General features: G+C 62.8%; 18 protein-coding genes. All 18 read left to right on the top strand.

The genetic code is table 11. From position 1 onward, the window contains the following. The first annotated feature begins 108 nt into the window (after positions 1-108). The 18 genes from tsf (at position 109) to tilS (ending at position 21,529) form a co-directional block, all read left to right on the top strand. Complete coding sequence (tsf, locus tag ACFOMF_RS01315) at positions 109-978, top strand: translation elongation factor Ts (RefSeq protein WP_386360454.1); 870 nt, start codon at positions 109-111, stop codon at positions 976-978. A 183-nt stretch (positions 979-1,161) separates the two neighbouring features. Further along, positions 1,162-1,905: a UMP kinase gene (gene pyrH / locus ACFOMF_RS01310; protein WP_386360452.1), complete on the top strand. Its 744-nt coding sequence runs from the start codon at positions 1,162-1,164 to the stop codon at positions 1,903-1,905. Further along, positions 1,902-2,459 (top strand): ribosome recycling factor, encoded by a 558-nt coding sequence (gene frr, locus ACFOMF_RS01305; protein ID WP_386360450.1) that lies wholly within the window; start codon positions 1,902-1,904, stop codon positions 2,457-2,459. The genes pyrH and frr overlap by 4 nt, the downstream gene beginning before the upstream one ends. Before the next feature lie 190 nt (positions 2,460-2,649). Continuing rightward, positions 2,650-3,423, top strand: coding sequence for a polyprenyl diphosphate synthase (gene uppS / locus ACFOMF_RS01300; RefSeq protein WP_386360448.1), 774 nt, complete (start codon positions 2,650-2,652; stop codon positions 3,421-3,423). After that, entirely contained in the window at positions 3,417-4,229 is an 813-nt protein-coding gene (locus ACFOMF_RS01295; protein WP_386360446.1) for a phosphatidate cytidylyltransferase, read from the top strand. Before uppS ends, ACFOMF_RS01295 begins: the two co-directional genes overlap by 7 nt. After that, positions 4,229-5,419, top strand: a complete 1,191-nt coding sequence (gene ispC / locus ACFOMF_RS01290) for a 1-deoxy-D-xylulose-5-phosphate reductoisomerase (protein ID WP_386360444.1) — start codon at positions 4,229-4,231, stop codon at positions 5,417-5,419. The genes ACFOMF_RS01295 and ispC overlap by 1 nt, the downstream gene beginning before the upstream one ends. Before the next feature lie 115 nt (positions 5,420-5,534). Beyond that, positions 5,535-6,887 (top strand): RIP metalloprotease RseP, encoded by a 1,353-nt coding sequence (gene rseP / locus ACFOMF_RS01285; RefSeq protein ID WP_386360443.1) that lies wholly within the window; start codon positions 5,535-5,537, stop codon positions 6,885-6,887. Positions 6,888-6,935: 48 nt separating this feature from the next. After that, complete coding sequence (bamA, locus tag ACFOMF_RS01280; protein ID WP_386360441.1) at positions 6,936-9,287, top strand: outer membrane protein assembly factor BamA; 2,352 nt, start codon at positions 6,936-6,938, stop codon at positions 9,285-9,287. Between the two features lie 47 nt (positions 9,288-9,334). Further along, on the top strand, positions 9,335-9,838 hold the full coding sequence (locus tag ACFOMF_RS01275) for an OmpH family outer membrane protein (RefSeq protein WP_386360439.1): 504 nt from the start codon (positions 9,335-9,337) through the stop codon (positions 9,836-9,838). Between the two features lies 1 nt (position 9,839). Further along, complete coding sequence (gene lpxD / locus ACFOMF_RS01270; protein WP_386360437.1) at positions 9,840-10,901, top strand: UDP-3-O-(3-hydroxymyristoyl)glucosamine N-acyltransferase; 1,062 nt, start codon at positions 9,840-9,842, stop codon at positions 10,899-10,901. 82 nt (positions 10,902-10,983) lie between these two features. Beyond that, positions 10,984-11,430 (top strand): 3-hydroxyacyl-ACP dehydratase FabZ, encoded by a 447-nt coding sequence (gene fabZ / locus ACFOMF_RS01265; protein WP_386360435.1) that lies wholly within the window; start codon positions 10,984-10,986, stop codon positions 11,428-11,430. Then, positions 11,427-12,203 (top strand): acyl-ACP--UDP-N-acetylglucosamine O-acyltransferase, encoded by a 777-nt coding sequence (gene lpxA, locus ACFOMF_RS01260; protein WP_386360434.1) that lies wholly within the window; start codon positions 11,427-11,429, stop codon positions 12,201-12,203. The genes fabZ and lpxA overlap by 4 nt, the downstream gene beginning before the upstream one ends. Next, positions 12,187-13,338 carry a lipid-A-disaccharide synthase gene (lpxB, locus tag ACFOMF_RS01255; RefSeq protein ID WP_386360433.1) on the top strand — a complete coding sequence of 384 codons (1,152 nt, stop codon included), beginning with the start codon at positions 12,187-12,189 and terminating at the stop codon, positions 13,336-13,338. Before lpxA ends, lpxB begins: the two co-directional genes overlap by 17 nt. Further along, positions 13,338-13,970, top strand: a complete 633-nt coding sequence (gene rnhB / locus ACFOMF_RS01250; RefSeq protein WP_386360431.1) for a ribonuclease HII — start codon at positions 13,338-13,340, stop codon at positions 13,968-13,970. Before lpxB ends, rnhB begins: the two co-directional genes overlap by 1 nt. A 96-nt stretch (positions 13,971-14,066) precedes the next feature. Continuing rightward, positions 14,067-15,497, top strand: a complete 1,431-nt coding sequence (locus ACFOMF_RS01245; protein ID WP_386360429.1) for an alanine/glycine:cation symporter family protein — start codon at positions 14,067-14,069, stop codon at positions 15,495-15,497. An 84-nt stretch (positions 15,498-15,581) separates the two neighbouring features. Beyond that, a complete protein-coding gene (gene dnaE, locus ACFOMF_RS01240; protein WP_386360427.1) occupies positions 15,582-19,103 on the top strand; it encodes a DNA polymerase III subunit alpha in 3,522 nt (1,173 codons plus the stop codon). A 122-nt stretch (positions 19,104-19,225) separates the two neighbouring features. Continuing rightward, positions 19,226-20,176, top strand: coding sequence for an acetyl-CoA carboxylase carboxyltransferase subunit alpha (locus ACFOMF_RS01235; protein ID WP_386360425.1), 951 nt, complete (start codon positions 19,226-19,228; stop codon positions 20,174-20,176). Positions 20,177-20,224: 48 nt separating this feature from the next. Next, a complete protein-coding gene (gene tilS, locus ACFOMF_RS01230) occupies positions 20,225-21,529 on the top strand; it encodes a tRNA lysidine(34) synthetase TilS (RefSeq protein WP_386360423.1) in 1,305 nt (434 codons plus the stop codon). Positions 21,530-21,587 lie beyond the last annotated feature (58 nt).

Below are 21,587 nucleotides of genomic sequence, written 5' to 3'. Positions count from 1 at the left end.
CCCGAGTGACCCGATAGACAAAAAGGGGGCTTGGCCCCCTTTTTGTCACGTGCGAATTGATCCCCCGCTGCGGCGGGACTGGTTATACCGAATCGAGAGGATCCGAACATGGCAGAAATTACTGCAGCCCTGGTCAAAGAACTGCGTGAGCGTACCGGCCTCGGCATGATGGATTGCAAGAAGGCGCTGACCGCGGCCGAAGGCGACATCGAGAAGGCTATCGACGACATGCGCGCCGCTGGTGCCATCAAGGCCGCCAAGAAAGCCGGCAACATCGCCGCCGAAGGCGCCATTGCTGTCAAGGTCGCAGACGACAACAAGGCCGCTGTGATCATCGAGGTCAACTCGCAGACCGACTTCCTCGCCCTGCAGGACGACTTCAAGAAGTTCGTCGCCGACAGCCTGGACAAGGCATTCGCCGACAACCTGACCGACGCCGCGCCGCTGGTCGAGTCCCAGGAAGAAGCCCGTCTGGCGCTGGTCTCCAAGACCGGTGAAAACGTCAACATCCGCCGCCTGACCCGCGTCGAAGGCGGCGTGGTCGGTGCCTACCTGCACGGCCATCGCATTGGTGTTCTGGTGGTGCTGGAAGGTGGTGACACCGAACTGGCCAGGGACATTGCGATGCACGTGGCTGCCAGCAGCCCGCAATTCCTCGATCCGTCGGAGGTTTCCGAGGAGGCAGTTGCCAAGGAAAAGGACATCTTCCTGCAGCTGAACGCCGAGAAGATCGCCGGCAAGCCGGAGAATATCGTCGAGAACATGGTCAAGGGCCGTATCAACAAGTTCCTCGCCGAAGCCAGCCTGGTCGAGCAGCCGTTCGTCAAGGATCCCGAAGTCAAGGTCGGTGACTTGGCGAAAAAGGCCGGTGCCAAGATCGTCTCCTTCGTACGTTACGAAGTGGGCGAGGGTATCGAGAAGGCCGAAGTGGACTTCGCTGCCGAGGTAGCCGCCCAGGTTGCCGCTACCAAGCAGTAAGGCAGCGTTGCTGTCTCGATGTGAAGAAAAGGCTGCCCACTGATGCGGGCGGCCTTTTTTGCGTAAAACCGTGACTTGTATCACAAAATTCGGGCGGCGTTCCGCACAATGGCAGCGGTACGTTGTCGAAGCGCAGATCAGCTTCGAAAGCCCTACACAGATATGCCCCAGGGAGATAAGTCGATGGCTCAGCAGGTGAGTGGCCGCAAACCTCGCTACAAACGTATTTTGCTCAAATTGAGCGGCGAGGCCCTCATGGGCTCTGAAAACTTTGGCATCGACCCCAAGATCCTTGACCGCATGGCGCTGGAGGTCGGGCAGCTCGTCGGTATCGGTGTGCAGGTCGGCCTGGTGATCGGTGGTGGCAACCTGTTCCGCGGTGCCGCCCTGTCGGCGTCCGGGATGGATCGAGTCACGGGCGACCACATGGGCATGCTGGCGACCGTGATGAACGGTCTGGCGATGCGCGACGCGCTGGAGCGCTCGAACATCCCGGCGCTGGTCATGTCGGCCATTTCCATGGTGGGCGTGACCGATCACTACGATCGTCGCAAGGCCATGCGTCATCTGAATTCCGGTGAAGTGGTGATCTTCTCCGCCGGCACCGGAAATCCCTTTTTCACCACCGACTCGGCCGCTTGCCTGCGGGCAATCGAGATCAACGCCGATGTGGTGCTCAAGGCGACCAAGGTGGATGGGGTCTATACCGCCGATCCGTTCAAGGATCCCAATGCCGAGAAATTCGAACGCCTGACCTATGACGAGGTGCTTGACCGCAAGCTTGGCGTGATGGACCTGACGGCGATCTGCTTGTGCAGGGATCACAACATGCCCCTGCGCGTGTTCAACATGAACAAGCCGGGCGCCCTATTGAACATCGTTCTGGGTGGCGCTGAAGGAACACTGATCGAGGAGTCGTACGCATGATCAACGAGATCAAGAAAGATGCGCAGGAGCGCATGCAGAAGACTGTGGATGCGCTCGCCAGCGCCCTCAGCAAGATCCGCACGGGCCGTGCTCATCCGAGCATCCTGGAAGGCGTGATGGTGTCCTACTACGGTAGCGACACGCCGTTGCGCCAGGTCGCCAACATCACCGTGGAAGATGCCCGCACCCTGGCGCTGACGGTGTTTGACAAAGGCATGATCCAGGCCGTCGAGAAGGCCATCATGACTTCCGATCTGGGCCTGAATCCCGCGACGGCCGGGACCACCATCCGGGTGCCGATGCCGGCGCTGACCGAAGAGACCCGCAAGGGCTATACCCGCCAGGCACGCAACGAGGCCGAGCAGGCCAAGGTCGCCGTCCGCAACATCCGGCGTGACGCCCTGACCCAGTTCAAGGATCTGGTCAAGGAAAAGGAAATCAGCGAGGACGAAGAGCGCCGGGCCCAGGATGAGGTCCAGAAGATCACCGACAAGTTCGTCGGTGAGATCGACAAGGTGCTGGAGAAGAAAGAATCCGACCTGATGGCGGTGTGAAGGATTGTCGCTTACCCCTCTGCACGACGGCCTGCGCCGGGGCCGGCCACTCGCTCAAGCGGCGGGAGACGGCTGCGCCGTGTCTCGCCCTGTCTTGCCAGTCCCGTCGCGGGGCTGGCGCGTAGGAAGCCGCGATCGGCGGTTTCTCCCCCATCATTCGAAGCGCTGCTGGCGCAAGTAGAGTCATGTCATGGAAAAGGTCAGGCAGATTGCAGGGCGGAAGGTCCCCCGCCACGTTGCGATCATCATGGATGGCAACAACCGCTGGGCAAAACGCCGGCTATTGCCGGGCATTGCCGGACACAAGGCAGGCGTCGACGCGGTTCGCGCGGTGATCGAAACCTGCATGCAGGCCAAGGTCGAGGTCCTGACGCTTTTTGCGTTCTCCAGTGAAAACTGGCAGCGGCCGGCTGAAGAGGTCGGTGCATTGATGGAGCTGTTTCTCATCGCGCTGCGTCGCGAAGTGAAGAAGCTCAAGGAGAACGGCATTCGGCTTCGGGTCATTGGTGATTGCTCCCGATTTCATCCCGAGCTGCAGGCCGCCATTCGACATGCCGAAGAGGTGACGGCCGGTGGTCAGCGCTTCGTCCTGCAGGTTGCCGCCAACTATGGTGGGCAGTGGGACGTGCTGCAGGCGGCGCGAAAGCTTGCCGAGCAGGCAAAAGAGGGGCGCATGAATCCCGACGAAATCACGCCCGCGCTGTTCCAGAGCTATCTGTCCACAGGCGACCAGCCTGCGCCCGATCTGTGCATTCGCACCGGTGGCGAACAGCGCATCAGCAACTTCCTGCTCTGGCAGATGGCTTATGCAGAGCTCTATTTCACCGAGCTGTACTGGCCCGACTTCAAGCACGAAGCCATGCGCAAGGCGCTCGACGAGTTCTCCATACGCAAGCGGCGCTTCGGCAAGACCGACGAGCAGATCCAGGCGGAGGCAACGACGGAGGCGCGGATCGAATGCTGAAGCAGCGGATCATCACCGCGTTGATTCTCCTGCCGATAGCCATCCTCGGCTTCTTCTGGCTCGAGGGTGCGGCCTTTGCGCTTTTCATCGGGGCAGTGGTTACCCTCGGCGCCTGGGAATGGGCGCGGCTGGCAGGCCGTGAGCAGCCCTCCTGGCGGATCGGCTACGCAGGTGCTGTCGCGCTGGCGTTGCTGGCGCTCTATCAAGTGCCCGCGCTGGCGATGCCCGTGGTCGCCCTTGGTGTGCTCTGGTGGATAGCGGCCACTTTCCTGGTATTGACCTATCCCGATAGCACCCGCTTCTGGGGTGGGTCGCGCGGTAGCTTGCTGATCGGTCTACTGATCCTGTTGCCAGCCTGGCAGGCGCTGCTGGTACTCAAGAGCTGGCCAATGGGGAACTGGTTGATTCTCTCGGTGATGGTGCTGGTCTGGACGGCTGACATCGGCGCGTACTTTTCGGGTCGGCGTTTCGGCAAGAAGAAACTGGCGCCCAAGGTCAGTCCTGGCAAGAGCTGGGAAGGTGTCTACGGTGGGCTTGCCGCTGCGCTGCTGGTGACGCTGGTGACGGCGCTGTCGCGCGGCTGGCCATTTGCCGAGCTCCTGCTGGCCTTGTTGGCGGCGGCCCTGGTGGTGCTGATATCGGTCGTCGGCGATCTGAGCGAAAGCATGTTCAAGCGTAACGCCGGCATCAAGGACAGCAGTCAGCTGCTGCCGGGACATGGCGGGGTGCTCGATCGTATCGACAGCCTGACCGCCGCGGTGCCGGTGTTCGTCCTGTTGCTATGGCTGGCAGGTTGGGGAGTGTGATGAGTCGTACCCTTCAGGTCACCGTGCTGGGGGCTACCGGTTCGATCGGTCTCAGCACGCTCGATGTGGTTGCCCGGCATCCTCAGCGCTACAGCCTGTTCGCGCTGACCGGTTTCAGTCGGATGCCGGAGTTGAGGCAGTTGTGCCTGCAGCACAAGCCGCGTTTCGCGGTGGTCGCAGACGACAGCGCAGCAGCGGCCTTGCAGCGCGAGCTCAGCGAGGCCGGTCTGGCTACCGAAGTGCTTGCCGGCGAGCAGGGGTTGTGCGCCGTGGCCGGTCATCCCGATGTCGATGTGGTGATGGCCGCCATCGTGGGGGCGGCTGGTCTCAGGCCCACGCTGGCTGCGGTGCAGGCTGGCAAGCGGGTTTTGCTGGCGAACAAGGAGGCCCTGGTGATGTCGGGGGCGCTGTTCATGCGTACCCTGGCTGACAGTCAGGCGCTGCTGCTGCCCATCGACAGCGAGCACAATGCCATTTTCCAATGCCTGCCCCGGGGTGATCGAGCCAAGCCGGAGAGTCTCGGCGTCAGGCGCATCCTGCTCACCGCCTCCGGTGGGCCCTTTCGCCAGTTGCCTGTCGACCAGCTGGCCGCTGTCACCCCTGACCAAGCCTGCGCTCATCCGAACTGGTCCATGGGGCGCAAGATCTCGGTGGATTCTGCCGGCATGATGAACAAGGGGCTGGAGCTGATCGAGGCCTGCTGGCTGTTCGACGCCCGGCCCGATCAGGTCGAGGTGGTGATCCATCCGCAGAGCGTCATTCATTCGATGGTCGACTATGTGGACGGCTCGGTGCTGGCTCAGTTGGGCAATCCCGATATGCGCACCCCCATCGCCCACGCCCTGGCCTGGCCCGAGCGGATCGACTCGGGGGTCAGTCCGCTCGACCTGATGAGGATCGGGCGCCTGGATTTCGAGGAGCCGGACGCCGTGCGTTTCCCCTGTCTGCGCCTGGCTCGCGAGGCGGCGCAGAGCTGTGGTACGGCGCCCGCCATGCTCAATGCGGCCAATGAAGTGGCCGTGGCGGCTTTCCTGGATGGCCGCATCCGCTTCACCGACATCGCCAGTGTCATATCCGAAGTGCTCGAGCGCGAGGCGACGATGCCCGCGACCTGCCTGGATGATATCCTCGCGGCAGATGCCAGGGCGCGAGGCCTGGCGAGTCGGTGGGTGCTCGAGCGCCAGCGCTGAGTCCACGCCTGGCCCTGGGGCGCTGGTGCTGGCCTTTCAGCGTGTTCGAATCCTTTACAGGCATTGATTTTGGTCGCAGGGCCGGCGAACCACCCTGCCGGTCCGGGAGAGTCAGATGGGCGCTTTATACATGATCATCGGTACCCTCATCGCCTTGGGGATACTGGTCACCTTTCACGAATACGGTCACTTCTGGGTCGCCCGGCGCTGCGGGGTCAAGGTGCTGCGCTTCTCCGTGGGGTTCGGCACGCCGCTGGTGCGCTGGCACGACCGGCAGGGTACCGAGTTCGTCATCGCTGCGATTCCGCTTGGCGGGTACGTGAAGATGCTCGATGAGCGTGAGGGCGACGTTGCGCCCGAGGAGCTGGAGGGCGCCTTCAATCGCAAGACCGTGGGTCAGCGTTTCGCCATCGTTTCGGCGGGCCCGCTAGCCAATTTCTTGCTCGCACTGCTGTTCTTCTGGTTGCTGGCGGTCCTCGGAACGCAGCAGGTACGCCCCATGGTGGGTGCGGTGGCCCCAGGGAGCCTGGCTGAGCAAGCGGGGCTGATGGCCGGGCATGAAATCCTGGCGATCGACGGGACCGTGACCTCCGGCTGGAACAGCGTCAACCTGCAACTGGTACGCCGGCTGGGAGAGAGTGGCAATCTGGAGCTGCTTGTCCGCGATCAGGGCGGCACCAGCGAGCGGACCTTGCAGGTTAGGCTCGACAGCTGGCTGCGTGGCGCCGAGGACCCCGACCCCATCGGTTCGCTGGGTATCCAGCCGTGGCGACCGCGGGTGGAGCCGGTGATCAATCAACTTGATGCCCAAGGGCCGGCGGCGGCGGCCGGCCTGCAAGTCGGCGACCGCCTGGAGACTGTGGCGGGAGAGTCTGTCGAGGACTGGCAGCAGGTGGTCGAGCGAGTCCGTGATCTGCCCGGGCAGCCGATCGAGCTCTGGATCGAACGTGACGGCTTGCGTCAGTCCCTCGAGCTGACGCTGGCATCGCGTGGCGAAGGGGAGGCGCGGCGCGGGTATCTCGGCGCCGGCGTTACCGGCGGCGAATGGCCGGCGGAGATGCTCAGGGACGTCAGTTTCGGTCCGATCGCGGCGGTGGGGGAAGGGCTGCGTCGTACCTGGTCGATGAGCCTGCTGACCCTGGATTCGCTGAAGAAAATGCTGTTCGGGGACCTCTCGGTAAAAAACTTGAGCGGCCCGATCACGATTGCTAAAGTGGCGGGCGCTTCTGCCCAGTCGGGTTTGGGAGACTTCCTGAACTTTCTTGCCTATCTGAGCATTAGTCTGGGAGTGCTCAATCTCCTGCCGATTCCGGTCCTGGATGGAGGGCATCTGCTCTTCTATCTGATCGAGTGGGTTCGCGGCCGTCCCTTGTCGGAGCGGGTGCAAGGTTGGGGAGTGCATATTGGCATCAGCCTCGTGATCGGGGTGATGTTGCTTGCGCTGGTCAACGATCTCGGTCGACTTTGAAGTCGGGGTATCGCCCCGTTAGTCTTATTGTTCACAAGAAAGGACTTCATGAAACGTCTGCTGCTACCTGCGGTGATATCCGCATTGATGATTGCCGAAGTTCACGCCGAGTCCTTCACCATCACAGATATTCGAGTCAACGGGCTGCAGCGGGTCTCCGCCGGCAGCGTGTTTGGCGCGCTTCCGCTCAATGTGGGTGATGCGGTGGACGATGGGCGGCTGGTCGATGCGACCCGTGCCCTGTTCAGGACAGGCTTCTTCCAGGATATCCAGCTCGGTCGCGAAAATGACGTCCTCGTCATCAGCGTTGTCGAGCGACCGTCGATTTCCGAAATCACCATCGAAGGCAACAAGGTCATCAAGAGCGAAGATCTGCTGCGGGGGCTCCAGCAGTCTGGACTGGCCGAGGGTGAGATCTTCCAGCAGGCCACTCTGGAAGGGGTGCGCAACGAGCTGCTTCGCCAGTACGTGGGGCAGGGACGCTACTCGGCCAATATCGAGACCGAGGTAGTGGCCCAGCCGCGCAATCGAGTGGCGCTGCGCATCAATATCAACGAAGGTTCGGTCGCCGCGATCAAGCACATCAATGTCGTGGGCAATACCGAGTTCTCCGATGAGGAACTGAGCCGGCTGTTCCAGTTGCGCACCACCAATTGGCTGTCGTTCTTTCGCAACGATGACAAGTATGCCCGCGAGCGGCTGGCCGGTGACCTGGAGCGATTGCGCTCGCATTACCTGGACCGCGGTTATATCAATATGGATATCACCTCGACCCAGGTCTCGATCACGCCTGACAAGCGCGACGTCTACATTACCGTCAATATCGCCGAAGGCGAGCGCTATACGCTGCGCGACGTGCGCCTGAGCGGCGATCTCAAGATTCCGCGCGAGGAAGTCGAGGCATTGTTGGTCGCCCAGCCGGGGCAGGTGTTCTCTCGCCAGGTCATGACCACCACGTCCGAGCTGATCACCCGCCGCCTGGGCAACGAGGGCTATACCTTCGCCAACGTGACCGGTGTGCCCGAGCCGCACGATGACGACAACAGCGTCACCCTGACCTTTGTGGTGGAGCCGGGCAACCGTGCCTACGTCAACCGCATCAATTTCCGCGGCAACACCAAGACCGAAGACGAAGTGTTGCGTCGTGAAATGCGTCAGATGGAGGGCGGTTGGGCATCCACGTACCTGATCGATCAGTCCAAGACGCGCCTGGAGCGCCTGGGCTTCTTCCGCGAGGTAAACGTCGAGACCCCGCAGGTACCGGGCACTGTCGACCAGATCGACGTGAACTACAGCGTCGAGGAACAGCCGTCGGGCTCGATCACCGCGAGCATCGGTTTTGCTCAGAACGCGGGCCTGATCCTTGGCGGCGCCATCAGCCAGAACAACTTTCTCGGTACCGGCAACCGCGTCAGCATCGGCCTGAACCGCAGCGAATACCAGACCCGGTACAACTTCAGTTTCGTCGATCCCTACTGGACCGAAGATGGTGTCAGCCTGGGCTACAACGCTTTCTATCGCAGCACCGACTATGACGATCTGAGCTACGACATCGCCAGCTATGCGGTGGACAGCCTTGGTGGCGGTATCAACATCGGCTATCCGATCAGCGAGGAATCGCGGCTCAACTTCGGGCTGTCGGTGCAGCAGGACAGCATCGATACCGGCCGCTACACCGTGGATGAGATCTTCAACTTCCTTGAAGACGAGGGCGACGAATACCTCAATTTCAAGGCCTCGGTAGGCTGGTCGAAATCGACCCTGAACCGCGGCGTGCTGGCGACTCGGGGCAACTCCCAGAGCCTGGTGCTGGAAACCACCATCCCCGGTAGCGACCTCTCGTTCTACAAGCTCGACTACAGCGGCCAGATATTCTTCCCCATGAGTCGTGACTACACTCTGCGGGTGCATACCCGCCTGGGTTATGGGGACTCCTATGGTTCCACCTCGGACCTGCCGTTCTACGAGCACTATTACGCCGGTGGCTTCAATTCTGTCCGCGGATTCCGCGACAGCACCCTGGGACCGCGCAGCACGCCCAGCGACGGAAGCAACCCCGGGACCGTCGCCGACCCCGATCAGCGCCCGCTGCCGTTCGGCGGCAATCTGCTGGTCACCGGCGGTATGGAGGTATTGTTCCCGATGCCATTCGTGCAGGATCAGCGTTCGCTGCGGACGTCGCTGTTCTGGGACATCGGTAATGCCTTCGACACTGACTGCCCGTCCACTTCGCCGTCCTGCACCAGCATCGACTTCAGTGAAATGGCCAGCTCGGTCGGCGTGGGGCTGACCTGGATCACCGCGCTCGGCCCCTTGAGCTTCAGCCTGGCGATGCCGGTGATGAAGCCTGATAATGCCGACACGCAAGTCTTCCAGTTCTCGCTGGGGCAGACCTTCTGATGACCTGGAGCCGTGGGCTGCGGGCTTTAACCTGGAGTAGTTTTACCGTGCGCAAGTTGACCCAAGTAGCTTTCCTGGCCCTGGCTTTCATGGCGGCTCCAGCGTATGCCGAAATGAAGATCGCGGTGCTCAATTACCAGATGGCGCTGTTGGAGTCCGACGCCGCCAAGCGTTATGCCGTCGATGCGGAAAAGAAATTCGGCCCTCAGCTCGACAAGCTCAAGCGGCTCGAGGACGACGCCAAGCGTATCCAGGATCGCGTGGCCAAGGACGGCGACAAGATGCAGCAGGCTGAGCAGGAACGGCTCGAGCTCGAGTTCAAGCAAAAGGTCCGGGATTTCCAGTTCCAGTCCAAGGAGCTGAACGAAGCCAAGGCCATGTCCGACCGGGAAATGCTCAAGCAGCTCAAGCCGAAGCTGGACCAGGCGGTCGAGGAAGTCATCAAGCGTGGCAACTTCGATCTTGTCCTCGAGCGTGGCGCGGTCGTGGATGTCAAGCCGCAGTTTGACATCACCCGCCAGGTCATCGAGCGCATGAACCAGCTGCGTTGATATGACGAAGATGGCTGTGTATACCCTGGAAGAGCTGGCGTCTCGGATAGGCGCGACGCTCAAGGGCGATCCGCAAACCCCTGTCACGGGGCTGGCTACGCTGCAGGAAGCCGGGCCCGGGCAGTTGAGTTTTCTGGCCAACAACCAGTACCGCAAGTACCTCGCCGATTGCCGTGCCGCCGCCGTCCTGCTCAAGGAGGAGGATCAGGCGCTATTCGCTGGTGCGGCCCTGGTGGTGCCGGATCCCTATGTCGCCTTCGCCGCGATTTCCGAACTCTTCGAGAGTCGTCCCGTTGCCGCTGCCGGCGTGCATCCGACCGCGGTGATCGCTGAGGATGCGCAGGTCGACCCCAGCGCCTCGATCGGACCCTGTGTGGTGATCGAGCAGGGGGTGGTGATCGGACCTGACGTGGTGATTGGCGCCCAGAGCTTTATCGGTGCCCGCTCGCAGTTGGGTGAGGGCGGTCGCCTGGCACCGCGCGTGACGCTTTACCACGACGTGATCATCGGCAAGCGTGTGGTGATCCAGTCCGGCGCCGTCATCGGCGGTGAGGGATTTGGTTTCGCCAATGATCAGGGCCGCTGGAAAAAGGTCGCCCAGCTTGGTGGTGTGCGAATTGGCGACGACGTCGAGATTGGTGCCAATACCACGGTCGATCGCGGTGCGCTGTCCGATACCCTGATCGGCGACGGGGTGAAACTCGATAACCAGATCATGATCGCGCACAACGTGCAGATCGGCGAGCATACTGCGATGGCCGGGTGTGCCGGCATTTCCGGGAGTACCAAGATCGGCCGTCACTGCATGATCGCCGGTGGGGTCGGGATGGTGGGGCACATCGAGGTCTGCGACAACGTGTTCGTCACCGGCATGACCATGGTCACCCGCTCGATTACCGAGCCTGGCGTATATTCCTCGGGGACCGCCATGCAGCCGGCCGCCGAGTGGAGAAAGAGCGCCGCGCGGATGAGGCACCTCGACGACATGTTCCGCCGCCTGCAACAAGTTGAAAAAGGGCTCGCTGCCGTGACTTCCGGCGACGATACCGCTTCTGATGCCTGAACCTGCCGACTGAGCCAGCGACATCCCGGCGCTGGATCGTCGGTCTGCTCGGTACCCACCTCTTCACAGGCCATTCCCTGAAATGATGGACATCAACGAAATTCGCGAGTACCTGCCACACCGTTATCCCTTCCTGCTGGTGGATCGCGTGGTGGAGCTCGAGCTGGAAGCGGAAACCAAGCGCATCAGCGCCTACAAGAACGTGACCATCAACGAACCGTTCTTCAACGGGCATTTCCCCCAGCACCCCATCATGCCGGGCGTCCTGATCATCGAAGCCATGGCCCAGGCCGCAGGCATCCTGGGCTTCAAGATGCTCAATGTCCGCCCTGCTGACGGCACGCTCTATTATTTCGTCGGATCCGACAAGCTGCGGTTTCGCCAGCCCGTCACCCCGGGCGACCAACTGATCCTGGAAGCCACCTTCCTCAGCGTGAAGCGAGGCATCTGGAAGTTCGATTGCCAGGCCCGGGTCGGTGACAAGCCGGTGTGCTCCGCCGAAATCATCTGCGCGGAACACAAGCTATGAGTTTGATCGACTCTCGAGCCATCATCGATCCGGGGGCGCGCCTCGCCCCGGACGTGGAAGTGGGCCCGTGGTCGATCATCGGTGCGGATGTCGAGATCGGCGAGGGCACGGTGGTCGGGCCTCATGTGATCCTCAAGGGCCCGACCCGTATCGGGCGACACAACCGCATCTACCAGTTTTCCTCGGTGGGCGAGGACACGCCGGACCTGAAGTACAAGGGCGAGGCGACCCGGCTGGTCATCGGCGACCACAATGTCATCCGCGAAGGGGTCACCATCCATCGCGGCACGGTGCAGGATCGCCATGAAACCACCATCGGCGACCACAACCTGATCATGGCCTATGCGCACATCGGCCATGACAGCGTGATCGGCAACCACTGCATCCTCGTCAACAACACCGCGCTCGCCGGTCATGTTCATGTTGGGGACTGGGCGATCCTCTCGGGCTACACCCTGGTCCACCAGTACTGCCACATTGGCCCGCACAGTTTTTCCGGCATGGGCACGGCGATCGGCAAGGACGTGCCAGCCTTCGTCACGGTGTTCGGCAATCCAGCCGAGGCGCGCAGCATGAACTTCGAAGGCATGCGCCGTCGGGGGGTCAGCGAAGAGGCCATGCAGGCACTGCGTCGAGCCTATCGAGTGGTGTATCGCAAGGGTTTGACGGTGCAGGATGCGCTTGCCGAGATGGCAGAGGATGCGTCGGCGTTCACCGAGGTGGCGATTTTCAGAGATTCGATCCAGGCGTCCACCCGTGGCATCACCCGCTGAGTCCGGGCGTCGCCTGTGCATCGCCCTGGTCGCTGGCGAAGCCTCCGGAGATATCCTGGGTGCTGGGCTGATGCGGGCGCTCAAGGCACGTCATCCCCAGGTGCACTTCATCGGCGTGGGTGGCCCTCGAATGGAAGCGGAGGGCATGGTCTCCTACTTCCCGCAGGAGCGCCTGGCGGTCATGGGCCTGGTCGAGGTCCTGGGGCGTTTGCCCGAGTTGCTGCAGCGGCGCAAGCGGCTGCTCAAGGACTTGCTGCAGGCGCGCCCCGATGTCTTCATCGGCATAGACGCGCCGGATTTCAATCTCGATCTCGAACTCAAGTTGCGCCAGGGTGGCATCCGTACGGTTCACTACGTCAGCCCTTCGGTCTGGGCCTGGCGGCAGAAACGGGTGTTCAAGATCCGTGAAGCCTGCGACCTGATGTTGACGCTGTTTCCCTTCGAGGCGCGCTTTTATGACGAGCATCAGGTGCCGGTTCGCTTCGTCGGCCACCCGCTGGCCGACGCCATTCCGCTGGAGGCCGATCGTGCCGCCGCGCGCCGGATGCTGGACCTGCCTGACCGGGAATTCATCGTCGCGCTGATGCCAGGCAGCCGTGGTGCCGAGATAGCCAAGCTGGGTGAGCTGTTTCTCGACGCGGCGGAACGGCTGCGCTTCATGCGGCCTGGCGCGCACTTCGTCCTGCCCTGTGCCACCCCGCAACGACGTCAGCAGATCGAGGCAATGCTGGCTCGACGCGACCTGCCGCTGACCTTACTCGACGGCCGCTCCCATGAAGCGCTGGCAGCCTGCAATGCGGTACTGATCGCCTCGGGTACCGCCACCCTGGAGGCGCTGCTGTTCAAGCGGCCCATGGTGGTGGCCTATCGGGTGGCTCCGCTGACCTATCGCATCCTTCGGCGCATGGTCAAAAGCCCGTACGTGTCCCTGCCCAATCTGCTGGCCGAACGGCTGTTGGTGCCGGAACTCATCCAGGAGGCGGCGACGGCCGACGCCCTGGCCGAGTCGCTGTCGCCCCTGCTCGAGCATGGCGACGTGCAGACCGAAGGTTTCGACAGTATCCATCGCACGCTGCGTTGCGACGCCTCGGCGCAGGCAGCCGATGCAGTGCTGACGCTGGCGGGAGTGGCCTGATGCAGACGGGGCTCGACTTCGCGCTGGTCGAGGAGTTGGTCGCCGGGGTAGACGAAGTTGGCCGTGGCCCGCTGTGCGGACCCGTGGTCACCGCGGCGGTGATCCTTGATCCGGCCCGGCCGATTTGTGGCCTTAACGATTCGAAAAAGCTCAGCCAGGCACGTCGCGAGGCGCTGTTCGACGAGATTTGCAGCAAGGCGCTGGCCTGGTCGATCGCCCGCGCGGACGTCGAGGAGATCGATCGGCTCAACATCCTGCACGCCACCATGCTGGCGATGCAACGGGCAGTCGAGGGGCTCGGCGTCACCCCGCGGTTGGCGCTGATCGATGGCAACCGTTGCCCGGCGCTGGCAGTGCCCAGCGCGCCGGTGATCCAGGGCGATGCGCAGGTGCCGGCAATTGCCGCGGCATCGATCCTGGCCAAGGTGAGTCGGGACCGCGAGATGGGCCAGATGGATCTGCACTATCCAGGCTACGGGTTCGCTTCGCACAAGGGCTACGCGACGGCGGTACACCTCGAAGCGCTGCAGCGGCTCGGCCCCACGCCCATTCACCGTCGCTCGTTCGCCCCCGTGAGGATGCTACTCGAGCCACTGATCGAAGAGGTGGGCATCGCAGCGCCGTTGATGTAGTTCTTCACGGAAACGCGGCGAAACACTTGCTGGTACCTGAGGTCCACCCAGGGCATCGAAGCGGCACGCGCATTCGAACCGCCTGGAGATCTCTAAATGGCCGAGCTCGCCAATCAGATTGTCGACCTGCTGAACAACCTGATCTGGGGAATGATCCTCATCTGGCTATTGGTGGGTTGCGGTCTGTATTTCACCCTGCGCCTGGGGTTCATCCAGTTCCGCCACTTTGGCCATGCCTTCTCGGTGATCAAGGGTGGCGGACCGGTCGACGCCTCTGGAATCACCCCCTTCCAGGCGTTATGTACCACCCTGGCGGCGCGGGTCGGCACAGGCAATATCGCAGGAGTCGCAGTGGCCATCACCCTCGGCGGCCCCGGTGCGATCTTCTGGATGTGGATGATCGCGCTGGTGGGGATGGCCACCGCTTTTGTCGAGGCGACCCTGGCCCAGTTGTTCAAGGTGCGCGACGACCAGGGCCAGTTTCGCGGTGGGCCGGCTTATTACATGGAAAAAGGCCTGGGAGCGCGCTGGATGGGCGTGCTGTTCTCGATCTTTCTCATCATCGCCTTTGGCTTCGTGTTCAATTCGGTACAGGCGAACACCATCAGTGGCGCCATGCAGAACGCGTTCGGCCTGCCTGCCTGGCCGGTGGGGCTGGCGGTGGTAGCCATGACTGCACTGATCATCTTTGGCGGCGCCCGTACCATCGCACGGTTCTCGGCGGTGGCCGTGCCCTTCATGGCCGCGGCCTACATGTTGGTGGCGGTAGTGCTGATCATCCTTAACATCACGCAAATGCCGGGCATCATCGCGCTGATCGTGCAGAGCGCGTTCGGCTTGCACGAGGCCGCTGCGGGGGGGATCGGCGCGGCGATCATGCATGGCTTTCGCCGAGGGCTGTTCTCCAACGAGGCAGGCATGGGTTCGTCGCCCAATGCCGCTGCTGCTGCCGCGCCTCATCCGCCGCATCCGGTGTCCCAGGGCTTCGTGCAGATGACCGGGGTGTTCATCGATACCCTGTTGATCTGTACCGCGTCGGCTTCGATCATCCTGCTGGCCGGTCCGCAGGAGGGCGAGGGCATCGAGCTGGTACAGAATGCGCTGTCCAGTCAGGTGGGAGGCTGGGCCCAGTACTTCCTGGCGGTGGTGGTGCTTTTCTTCGCATTCACCTCGATCGTGGCCAATTACTTCTACGCCGAGAGTTGTCTGGTGTTTCTTGAGCGCAGCCACCCGGCCGGGCTGGCCATTTTTCGATTGCTGGTGCTGGCAATGGTCATGTTCGGTGCGCTGGCTTCCTTGCCATTCATCTGGAACCTGGCCGACGTTTCGATGGGCCTGATGGCGATTACCAACCTCATCGCCATTATGCTGCTGTTTCGCCTGGTCAAGCGTCTGCAGGCTGACTACCAGGCGCAGCGCAGCGCCGGTCGCCAGCCTGTGTTCGAGGCTGAGCAGTTCCCCGAGCTGCGCGGCAAATTGACGCCGGGTATCTGGGACCAGGCCGGTCGCGAGCGCAGGGGGCGCTGAAGGCGGGCAGGGGGACGGCGGTGTCTTGGCTCGCCGTCTTTCCGTTACAATCGGTCGCCCTGCTGTCCTGTGTCGAGATTGTCCATGCCCGCTTCGTTCGTTCACCTGCGCCTGCATACCGAGTATTCCCTGGTCGACGGGCTGGTCAGGGTCAAGCCGCTGATCAAGGCAGTGGCGAGCGCTGGTATGCCAGCGGTGGCGGTGACTGACCAGAACAACATGTGCTCGCTTGTAAAGTTCTACAAGGCCGCCATGGGCGCCGGGATCAAGCCGATCTGCGGGGCTGACATCTGGATGGCCAGCCGCGAGGAGGACGGCCCGCTGTCGCGTCTCACGCTGCTGGCGATGAACGCCAAGGGTTATCGCAACCTTACCGAGCTGGTTTCCCGTGGCTGGACCGAAGGTCAGCGCAACGATCAGGTGATCATCGAGCGGGACTGGGTGAAGGCCGGGGCAGAGGGTCTGATCGCGCTGTCCGGCGCTCGCGAAGGCGAGGTCGGCCATGCGCTCATGGCCGGCGACGCGGCTCTTGCCGAGACGCTCCTGAGTGAATGGCTCGAGGTGTTCCAGAATCGTTTCTACCTGGAAGTGCAGCGCACCAGCCGAGTGGGCGATGAAGAGCATCTTCACGCGGCGGTGGCCCTGGCCGAACGCAGTGGTGCACCGCTGGTGGCGACCAACGACGTGCGCTTTCTCAAGCAGGACGACTTCGAGGCCCACGAGACCCGCGTCTGCATCGGCGAAGGCCGCACCCTTGACGACCCCCGACGCCTGCGCAATTACTCGGATCAGCAGTACCTGAAGACTCCGCAAGAGATGGCAGAGCTGTTTTCCGACCTGCCGGAGGCACTGGAAAACACCGTCGAGATCGCCAAGCGCTGCAACATCGAAGTGCAGCTTGGCAAGTATTTCCTGCCCAACTTCCCGATTCCGGAAGGCATGACCATCGACGAATTCCTGCGCCAGGTCTCCTTCGAGGGACTGGAAGAGCGGCTCGCGGTACTGTTGCCCAGGGACACGCCAGACTATGAGGCGAGACGGCAGGTCTATGTCGACCGTCTGAACTTCGAGCTGGACATCATCATCCAGATGGGTTTTCCAGGCTACTTCCTCATCGTGATGGACTTCATCAAGTGGGCGAAGAACAACGACGTTCCGGTAGGTCCGGGGCGGGGGTCGGGTGCTGGCTCCCTGGTTGCCTACGTGCTGAAGATCACCGACCTCGACCCGCTGGCCTATGACCTCCTGTTCGAGCGCTTCCTGAACCCCGAGCGGGTTTCCATGCCCGACTTCGACGTCGACTTCTGCATGGATGGTCGCGATAGGGTCATCGACTACGTGGCCGAGGCCTACGGTCGCAACGCGGTCAGCCAGATCATCACCTTCGGCACCATGGCCGCCAAGGCGGTGGTGCGTGACGTGGCACGGGTGCAGGGCAAGTCCTACGGCCTGGCCGACCGCCTGTCGAAGATGATCCCGTTCGAAGTGGGCATGACCCTGGAAAAGGCCTACGAAATGGAGGAGCCGCTGCGCGACTTCCTCAAGGTCGACGAGGATGCCCGGGAAATCTGGGACATGGCCTTGAAGCTCGAGGGCGTGACCCGTGGCACCGGCAAGCATGCCGGAGGTGTGGTCATCGCGCCGACCAAGCTCACCGACTTCTCACCGATTGCCTGTGACGAAGAGGGTGGCGGACTGGTGACCCAGTTCGACAAGGACGATGTGGAGCAGGCGGGTCTGGTCAAGTTCGACTTCCTCGGCCTGCGGACGCTGACCATCATCAAGTGGGCGATGGAAACGATCAATCGCGAGCAGGCCAAGAAAGGCCTCGAGCCGCTGAATATCGATTTCATTCCGCTGGACGACAAGCCGACCTATTCGCTGCTGCAAAAGGCCGAAACCACGGCGGTCTTCCAGCTCGAATCGCGTGGCATGAAGGAGCTGATCAAGAAGCTCAAGCCCGACTGCCTGGAAGATCTGATCGCACTGGTGGCTCTGTTCCGTCCCGGTCCGCTGCAGTCGGGCATGGTGGACGACTTCATCAACCGCAAGCATGGCCGTGCGGAGATCTCCTATCCCCATCCGGACTACCAGTACGCCGGATTGGAGCCTGTGCTCAAGCCCACCTACGGCATCATCCTCTATCAGGAACAGGTGATGCAGATCGCCCAGGTGATGGCCGGCTACACCCTTGGCGGAGCCGATATGCTGCGCCGGGCGATGGGCAAGAAAAAACCCGAAGAGATGGCCAAGCAGCGTGGGGGCTTCATCGAAGGCTGTCGCAGCAATAACATCAGCGATGACCTGGCAGGCAACATCTTCGACCTGGTGGAGAAATTCGCGGGCTACGGCTTCAACAAGTCGCACTCTGCGGCCTATGGCCTGGTCTCCTATCAGACCGCCTGGCTCAAGGCCCATCACCCGGCGCCGTTCATGGCCGCGGTGCTCTCGGCGGACATGCACAACACCGACAAGGTGGTCACGCTGATCGAGGAATGCCGCAGCATGAAGCTGCGCATCGTCGCGCCGGACGTGAACAACTCCGAGTTCAAGTTCACCGTCGATGACGACAACCGCATCGTCTACGGACTGGGCGCGATCAAGGGGGTAGGCGAGGGGCCGGTGGAAGCCATCGTCGAATGCCGCGCCGAAGGTGGCCCGTTCAAGGATCTGTTCGACTTCTGCAGCCGGGTCGACCTCAAGCGCATCAACAAGCGCACCCTCGAAGCCCTGATCCGCGGCGGTGCGCTCGACCGGCTCGGGCCCTATTTCTCCGACGAGGCGCGGGCCTATCAGGCCAACATCGACCGTAACCGTGCCGTGCTGCTGGCGGCCATGGAGGAAGCGGTACAGGCGGCCGAGCAGACGGCAAGAAGCCTGGACAGCGGCCATATGGACCTGTTCGGCGGGCTTTTCGCCGAACCCGAGGCCGATGTCTACGCCAGTCATCGCAAGGTGCGTGATCTTTCCCTCAAGGAGCGGCTCAAGGGCGAGAAGGACACGCTGGGCCTCTACCTGACCGGCCACCCCATCGACGAGTACGAAGGTGAGATTCGTCGCTTCGCCCGTCAGCGCATCATCGACCTCAAGCCCGCGCGCGGCGAGCAGACCATTGCGGGACTTATCGTCAATTTGCGGGTCATGAAGAACAAGAAGGGCGACAAGATGGGCTTCATCACCTTGGACGACCGCTCCGGCCGGATCGAAGCCTCGCTGTTTGCCGAAGCATTCGCCCAGGCCAATGCCCTGCTGCAGACCGACGCGCTGGTGGTGGTCGAGGGGGAAGTGAGCAACGATGATTTCTCGGGCGGTCTGCGCCTGCGGGCCAAGCGGGTGATGAGTCTCGAGGAAGCGCGGACTTCGCTGGCCGAAAGCCTGCGGGTAAAGGTCGCCAGCGAAGCCCTGAAGGGAGATCGACTGCGCTGGTTGGCCGATGTGTGCGGGCGCCATCGAGGCCGCTGCCCGATCACCCTGGAATACAGCGGGCGTGACGCCAGGGCCGTGCTGCAGTTCGGCGACAGCTGGCAGATCGATCCCGCCGACAATCTGATCCAGGCGTTGCGTGACCAGTTCGGGCGAGACAACGTCTTTTTGCAATACCGCTGAAACCGGATCCTTTCGCGAATCCACCAACGAACAATCGACCGCTGACCGCCTGTCCCGTATGGTATGGCGCGAAAAAGCGGATAGCCCCGGCCTAACTTGGCCGTCGACTTTGACGGAAGCCTATGAACCCGAATTTTCTGGATTTCGAACAGCCGATCGCCGATCTTCAAGCGAAGATCGAAGAGCTGCGCCTGGTGGGCAACGACAATGCCCTGAACATCAGCGATGAAATCGCAAGGCTGCAGGACAAGAGCAGATCACTGACCGAAAGCATCTTTGGCAACCTGACCAGCTGGCAGATTGCAAAGCTGGCTCGCCATCCGAAGCGGCCCTATACGCTGGATTACATTTCGCACCTGTTCACAGAGTTCGATGAGCTGCACGGTGATCGTCACTTCTCCGACGACCCGGCCATCGTCGGTGGCATTGCGCGGCTGGATGACAAGCCGGTGATGATCATCGGTCATCAGAAGGGCCGCGAGGTACGCGAGAAAGTCCGGCGCAACTTCGGCATGCCGCGCCCGGAAGGCTACCGCAAGGCCTGTCGCCTGATGGAAATGGCCGAGCGGTTCCGCATGCCGATCCTGACCTTCATCGACACCCCTGGCGCCTATCCGGGTATCGACGCCGAAGAGCGTAACCAGAGCGAAGCGATCGCCTGGAACCTGCGGGTGATGTCGCGGCTGAAAACCCCCATCATCGCTACCGTTGTCGGTGAGGGTGGCTCCGGTGGCGCGCTGGCCATTGGCGTGTGCGATCGCCTCAACATGCTGCAGTACTCGACCTATGCGGTGATCTCGCCCGAAGGCTGCGCCTCGATCCTCTGGCGTACCGCCGAGAAGGCTCCCGAAGCGGCCGAGGCCATGGGCATTACCGCCGAGCGTCTGAAGGAGCTGGGTATCGTCGACCAGGTGATTGCCGAGCCGCTGGGCGGCGCGCATCGCGATCCGGTCGCGATGGCCGCGTCGCTCCGCGAGCAGCTACGCAGCCAGCTCGAGGTTTTGACTTCCCTGGACAGCGAAACCCTGCTGACCCAGCGCTACGAGCGGCTGATGAGTTACGGCGTCGCCTGACGCCGGGTCGGTCCTGTCGAGCCGCCTAGCCAGGCTTGCCGGGGTGTCATGAGCCATTGCCCGCTTGCTTGTGAAGCCATGGCCGCGCTGCGGCCGTGGCTTTCTGCGCCAGCCTGGCGCATCGCATTTTCCGGCGGCCTCGATTCGACCGTGCTGCTCCATCTCCTGGCGAGCTTGCGGGACGAGCTTGAGCTGCCGCCGCTATCTGCCATTCATGTCCATCACGGGCTGCAACCCGCCGCGGACGCCTGGGCAGATCATTGTCGTCTCGTCTGTGACGCTCTGGGCATCGAGTTTCTGGTGCGTCGGGTGGCGCCAGGGCAGGGTGCCAGCCTGGAGAATGCGGCGCGACAGGCGCGTTATGCGGCACTGGGCGGGTGCCTCGGCAAGGGCGAGGCGCTGCTCACGGCTCAGCACCGCGATGATCAGGCCGAGACGCTGCTGTATCGACTGCTGCGCGGCAGCGGTGTTCGTGGCCTCGCGGCCATCCCGCCGTCGCGTCCTTTTGCCCAGGGGCACCTGCTGAGGCCGCTGCTGGCAGTCGGCCGCGAACGTCTGCTGGCCTATGCGACGGCGCGGCAGCTGAGCTGGGTCGAGGACCCGAGCAATGGCGATCAGCGTTTCGATCGCAACTACCTTCGCCAGAGCCTGCTGCCGGCGTTGCGTAAGCGCTGGCCGCAGGCGCAGGCCAATCTGGCGCGCACCGCTGGGCACATGCGGGACGCCCAGGCGTTGCTCGACGAGCTGGCGGTGCTGGATCTGGACTCCGTGGCGGGCGGTTCCCGCTTCGCCTGGCTGGACCTGCCGAGCCTCGACCTGGCCGCGCTAACCGGCCTCTCGGCGAGCCGCCAGCGCAATCTCTTGCGCCATTGGCTGGCCGATCAGGTGTCGATGCCGGATACGGACCACTGGCGCGGCTGGGATGCCCTTCGCGATGCCGCGGCGGACCGTGCGCCGCGCTGGCGGCTGGCCGGCGGTGAGCTGGTGAGGGGGGAAGGGCGGATATGGTTTCTCGCCGGGCCATGGCTCGCCGAGCCTGAAACCGGCGAGCTGCCCTGGTCCGATCTTGGTCGCGCGTTGGTGCTTCCTGGCAATGGGTCGCTGCGTCTTGAAGGCCTGCCGCCCGCTGGCGAGCTGCAGGTTCGTTACCGCCAGGGTGGCGAGACGATGCGCGTGCCGGAGCGCGGCGAGCGGGACCTCAAGCGTTTGCTGAACGAGGCACAGGTGCCTGTATTCCTGCGCTGCCGGCTGCCGTTGCTGTACTGCCAGGGCCGCCTGCTCGCCGTGGCAAACCTGCCCCGGTTGGCACCGGCGGGGTTGTCGCTGGTCTGGAAGCCGCCGGGTTTGAGGTGAAAATGCCTTTCCGGTAGACTACGCTCCCGTCTCGATAGAGCTTTCGCTGCGTCAGTCT

This window comes from Stutzerimonas tarimensis, from assembly GCF_042648805.1.
Taxonomy (GTDB): domain Bacteria; phylum Pseudomonadota; class Gammaproteobacteria; order Pseudomonadales; family Pseudomonadaceae; genus Azomonas; species Azomonas tarimensis.
This window is presented reverse-complemented; position numbering and strand designations above follow the sequence as displayed.